Source organism: Mesorhizobium sp. (genome assembly GCF_017306585.1).
Lineage (GTDB): Bacteria > Pseudomonadota > Alphaproteobacteria > Rhizobiales > Rhizobiaceae > Mesorhizobium.
Window position 1 is genome coordinate 1 of the sequence record NZ_JAFKIC010000327.1, and the last position, 4,060, is coordinate 4,060.

Sequence of the window (4,060 nt, forward strand, 5' to 3'; positions counted from 1 at the left end):
CGTGGTGCTGTTCGACCCCTACAACCAGCGCTACACCACCGGCTCGCGCAACATGTTCGGCTATTTCCTGCGCAACTCGACGCGGTACTTCTTCATCCCGACGGACGGGCCGATCGTGCTGTTCGAATATCCGCAGAGCTACCATGTCTCCATGGTGCTCGACACGATCGACGAGGCGCGTCCTTCCAAGCTGGTCTGGTCGTCGGTCTCGGGGCGCGACGACGAGACCGCGGGGCCTTTCGCCGATGAGATAGCGGAGCTGCTGAAGAAGCATAGTGGCGGCTCGATGAAGCTCGGGCTGGACCGCTGCAGCCATCTGCAGGCGCTGGCGCTGGAAAAGCGCGGCTGCGAGGTGCGCGACTGCCAGGGCGAAATTCTGGCGGTGCGCGCGGTGAAGACGCCGGAGGAGGTAAAATGCCTGCTGGCATCGATGGCCGGCGCGGAAGCGGCCGTGGCGGCGGTGCGCGAGGCGATCAGGCCCGGCGTTTCCGAAAACGAGCTGTTCGCCATCATGTATGGCGAGGTCATCCGCCAGGGCGGCGAGTTCATCGAGACGCGGCTGTTGACCTCGGGGCAACGCACCAACCCATGGTTCAACGAGGCCAGCGGCCGCAAGATCCGGCCGGGCGAACTCTTGGCGCTCGATACCGACACGATCGGCTGCTACGGCTATTATTCGGATTTCTCCCGCACCTTCCGCTGCGGTCCGGGCAAGCCGACCCCCTACCAGAAGTCCCTCTACCGCATGGCGCACGACCAGGTTCAGCACAACATCTCGATCGTGAAGCCCGGCATGGCTTTCCGCGAAATCGCCGAGAAGGCGTGGAAAATCCCGGACCGTTTTGTCGACCAGCGCTATACCTCGGTGATGCACGGCGTCGGCATGCACGGCGAGACGCCGTTCATCGCGCACGCCATGGACTACGAGACTTATGGCCGCGACGGCCATATCGTGCCCGGCATGGTGGTGAGCGTGGAAAGCTATATCGGCGAGAAGGGCGGACGCGAGGGCGTCAAGCTGGAAGACGAGATTCTGATCACCGAGACGGGCACGGAGCTTCTGTCGCGCTTTCCCTATGAGGACGAGTTCCTGGAGGGGCGGGGTTGATGATCGATGCCAGCCTCCGCGAAGTATCGCGGACCTTTTCGAATAGCGGCGGCGCCCATCGCTTTCGTCATCCTAGGGCGGAGCAAGGAGCGCAGCGACGCGGCGCAGACCCTAGGATCCATGCCGTGACGTCGATGCCGTGCAACGGTTACGGAATTCTGCTCCGTTGCACCGTTCGATCAACGTCACGGCATGGATCCTCGGGTCTCCGCGACGGAGCTTCGCTCCTGCTCCGCCCGTGGATGACGAAGGTGGAGATGCTTCGGCCAATCGCCACTGTCAGCACCAGCCTGCTGATTGCGGCGACGTCGGCCCTGAACTCCGGCGCGCCCGCATGAAAGCCCCCATCACCATCAGGCGCGGCGCGGTCGCGGCCGTCTTCATCGACCTGCAGGAAGAGCACCGGCAGGACCCGCGCTATCTCGTCGAGGGCTTCGCGGGTATTCTCGCCAACGTCCAGCGCCTGCAGGACGCGGCGCGGCGCAACAAAGTGCCGCTTCATCACTGGGCCTATATCGTCGATCTCGACACCCAGGACCGCCCCTTCCATCCGGTGGGCGAGGACGGCAAATCGGCCTTCTCCGACAAGAGCGATCCGCTGACGGCGATCTGCCATGAAGTGGCGCCGGTCGATGGCGAGGTCTTCTCGATCAAGGCCGAAGCCAGCGCCTTCCGCACCGGTCCGGCCACCGACCGGCTCAAGGCTTCCGGTATCGGATGGCTGGTCATTGCGGGTGTCTGGACCGAGGCCTGCATCGATGCTTCGGTCAGGGATGCCGTGGCGAAGGGGTTTCGCGTGCTTTTGGTCAAGGATGCCTGCGGTAGCGGCAGCGCGGCTATGCACCAGACCGCCATTCTCAATCTCGCCAACCGGCTCTATGGCGGCGCGGTGACCGACACGGACGGCGCCTGCCGGCTGCTGGCGGGGGAGACGGTCACCGTCTGGCAGGTCGAGGGTTCGGTGCCGCTGCGCTTCACCTTCGACAACGCGGCCGATCTCTACGCCGGACTTTGAGCGCGATGGCGGGCGACCTTCCAGTCGGGCGTGGCAAATACGCGGCCCTGCTCGATCCGGAACTCTGGGACTATATCGACCAGGTCAACGCCTGGTATCCGCCCGAGATATCAGGCCTGCCGATAGACAGGCAGCGCGAGATCTATGACCGGATGTGCCGGGCCTTCCATCAGGCCTATCCGCCAAAGGTCACAGCCGGCGACCGTGTGATCAGCCATGGCGGCCTCGCTGTTCCGGTCAGGCGCTACCAATCCTGCGGCAAGGCTCCGCGCGCGGCTGTCGTCTACTATCACGGCGGCGGCTTCATCCTCGGCGGGCTCGACAGCCACGACGACATCTGCGCCGAACTCTGCGCCGGCACCGGTTGCGAGGTGCTGTCCGTCGATTACCGGCTGGCGCCGGAGCATCCGCACCCTGCCGCCTTCGACGACGCGCTGGCCGCCTTCACCTGGGCTGCAGGGACAAGCAGCCTGCCGATCGTGCTCTGCGGCGAAAGCGCCGGCGGCAATCTGGCGGCGGCGGTGGCGCAAGCGACGCGCCATCATGCCAGGGCGGCGATCGGCCAGGTGCTCATCTATCCCGGACTTGGCGGCGACGAGAGCATTGGCTCCTATGTCGAGCATGCCGAAGCGCCGCTGCTGTCGACGGGCGATATCGCCTTCTACCGCAATGTACGCTCGACGAGGAACCAATCGCCCGACGACCCGACCTTCTCACCACTGCGCGACAGGGATTTCTCCGACCTGCCGCCGACCGTGATCGTCACCGCCCAATGCGATCCGCTGTCATCCGACGGCGAAACTTATCGCGACCGCATTGTGGCCGCCGGCGGCAAGGCGTGGTGGCATGAGGAGCCGCGCCTGGTGCACAGTTTCCTGCGCGCCCGCACCACGGTGCCGGCAGCGGCGCAAGCTTTCGCAAACATCATCGCGGCGGTGGCGGCGCTCGGCCGGGGCGAGTGGCCCTATTGAGGGATCAGCCCTGCGCGGGCGTTGCTTCACTCTGGTCCGGCGCGGCGAGCTTCAGCCAGAGCGCCTTTTCGCCGAGCGTGGCGACCATGCCGGCATGGGCGGCGCGCTCGGCTTCGGTGAGGCGCGGCGCAAGCGGCGCCGGGCGCTCGGGAAGGACGATTTCGATCTGGCGGACATTTTCGCCGCCCTGAGCGGCCCCGCCGGCACTGTCGAGAATGAGCGCGGCCTGCTTGCCGCCGATCAGCTCGATATAGACTTCGGCCAGCAATTCGGAATCGAGCAGCGCGCCGTGCTTGGTGCGCTTGGTGTTGTCGATGCCGTAGCGCCGGCAGAGCGCGTCGAGCGAGTTGGGGCCCATCGGGTGCTTGCGGCGCGCCAGAGCCAGCGTGTCGACGACCATCCCGTTATCGACAGGCGGATGACCGAGCCGCGCGAATTCGACATTGAGGAAGCCGATATCGAAGGTGGCATTGTGGGCGATCAGCTTGGCGCCATCGGTGAACTTCAGCCATTCCTCGGCGATTTCGGCGAAGGTCGGCTTGCCCTGGAGATCAGCCGCGCTGATGCCGTGCACAGCCTGCGCCTCGGCATGGATCGCCCGCCCTTGCGGGTTGATATAGTGGTGGAAGGTTTTTCCTGTCGGGAAGCGGTTGACCAGCTCGACGCCGCCAAGCTCGATCACGCGGTCGTCGCGCGAATCGAGGCCAGTGGTTTCCGTGTCGAAGATGATCTCACGCATCGAATCAGGTGCTCCTGGAAGGGAGAATCGGGATACCGGAACAAAATGGCAATGCCTCTTTTCCCTTCTCCCCTTGTAGGAGAAGGTGGATCGGCGCGCAGCGCCGAGACGGATGAGCAACTGTGTTTGTCAGGATGGTTTTGGATTCCAAGGTTTGTCGTTTCGGATCATTGCGCTGAGGATGGTCAGGATCTTTCGTGCGACGGCCACGAGGGCGACCTTGGGCG

4 protein-coding genes are annotated in these 4,060 nt (G+C 64.8%); 3 read left to right on the forward strand and 1 reads right to left on the reverse strand.

The window, feature by feature from the left end; all coding sequences use genetic code 11:
* The 3 genes from J0I79_RS34130 to J0I79_RS34140 all read left to right on the forward strand — a co-directional run.
* Positions 1-1,108 (forward strand): Xaa-Pro peptidase family protein (locus J0I79_RS34130; protein ID WP_292870296.1); only part of this gene is annotated, 1,108 nt, incomplete at its 5' end.
* A gap of 334 nt (positions 1,109-1,442) precedes the next feature.
* Positions 1,443-2,123, forward strand: coding sequence for an isochorismatase family protein (locus tag J0I79_RS34135; protein WP_292870299.1), 681 nt, complete (start codon positions 1,443-1,445; stop codon positions 2,121-2,123).
* Between the two features lie 5 nt (positions 2,124-2,128).
* On the forward strand, positions 2,129-3,094 hold the full coding sequence (locus J0I79_RS34140; protein ID WP_292870302.1) for an alpha/beta hydrolase: 966 nt from the start codon (positions 2,129-2,131) through the stop codon (positions 3,092-3,094).
* 4 nt (positions 3,095-3,098) lie between these two features.
* Here J0I79_RS34140 and dnaQ read toward each other — a convergent pair whose 3' ends face one another.
* Positions 3,099-3,833, reverse strand: coding sequence for a DNA polymerase III subunit epsilon (gene dnaQ, locus J0I79_RS34145; RefSeq protein ID WP_292870305.1), 735 nt, complete (start codon positions 3,831-3,833; stop codon positions 3,099-3,101).
* Between the last annotated feature and the right edge of the window lie 227 nt (positions 3,834-4,060).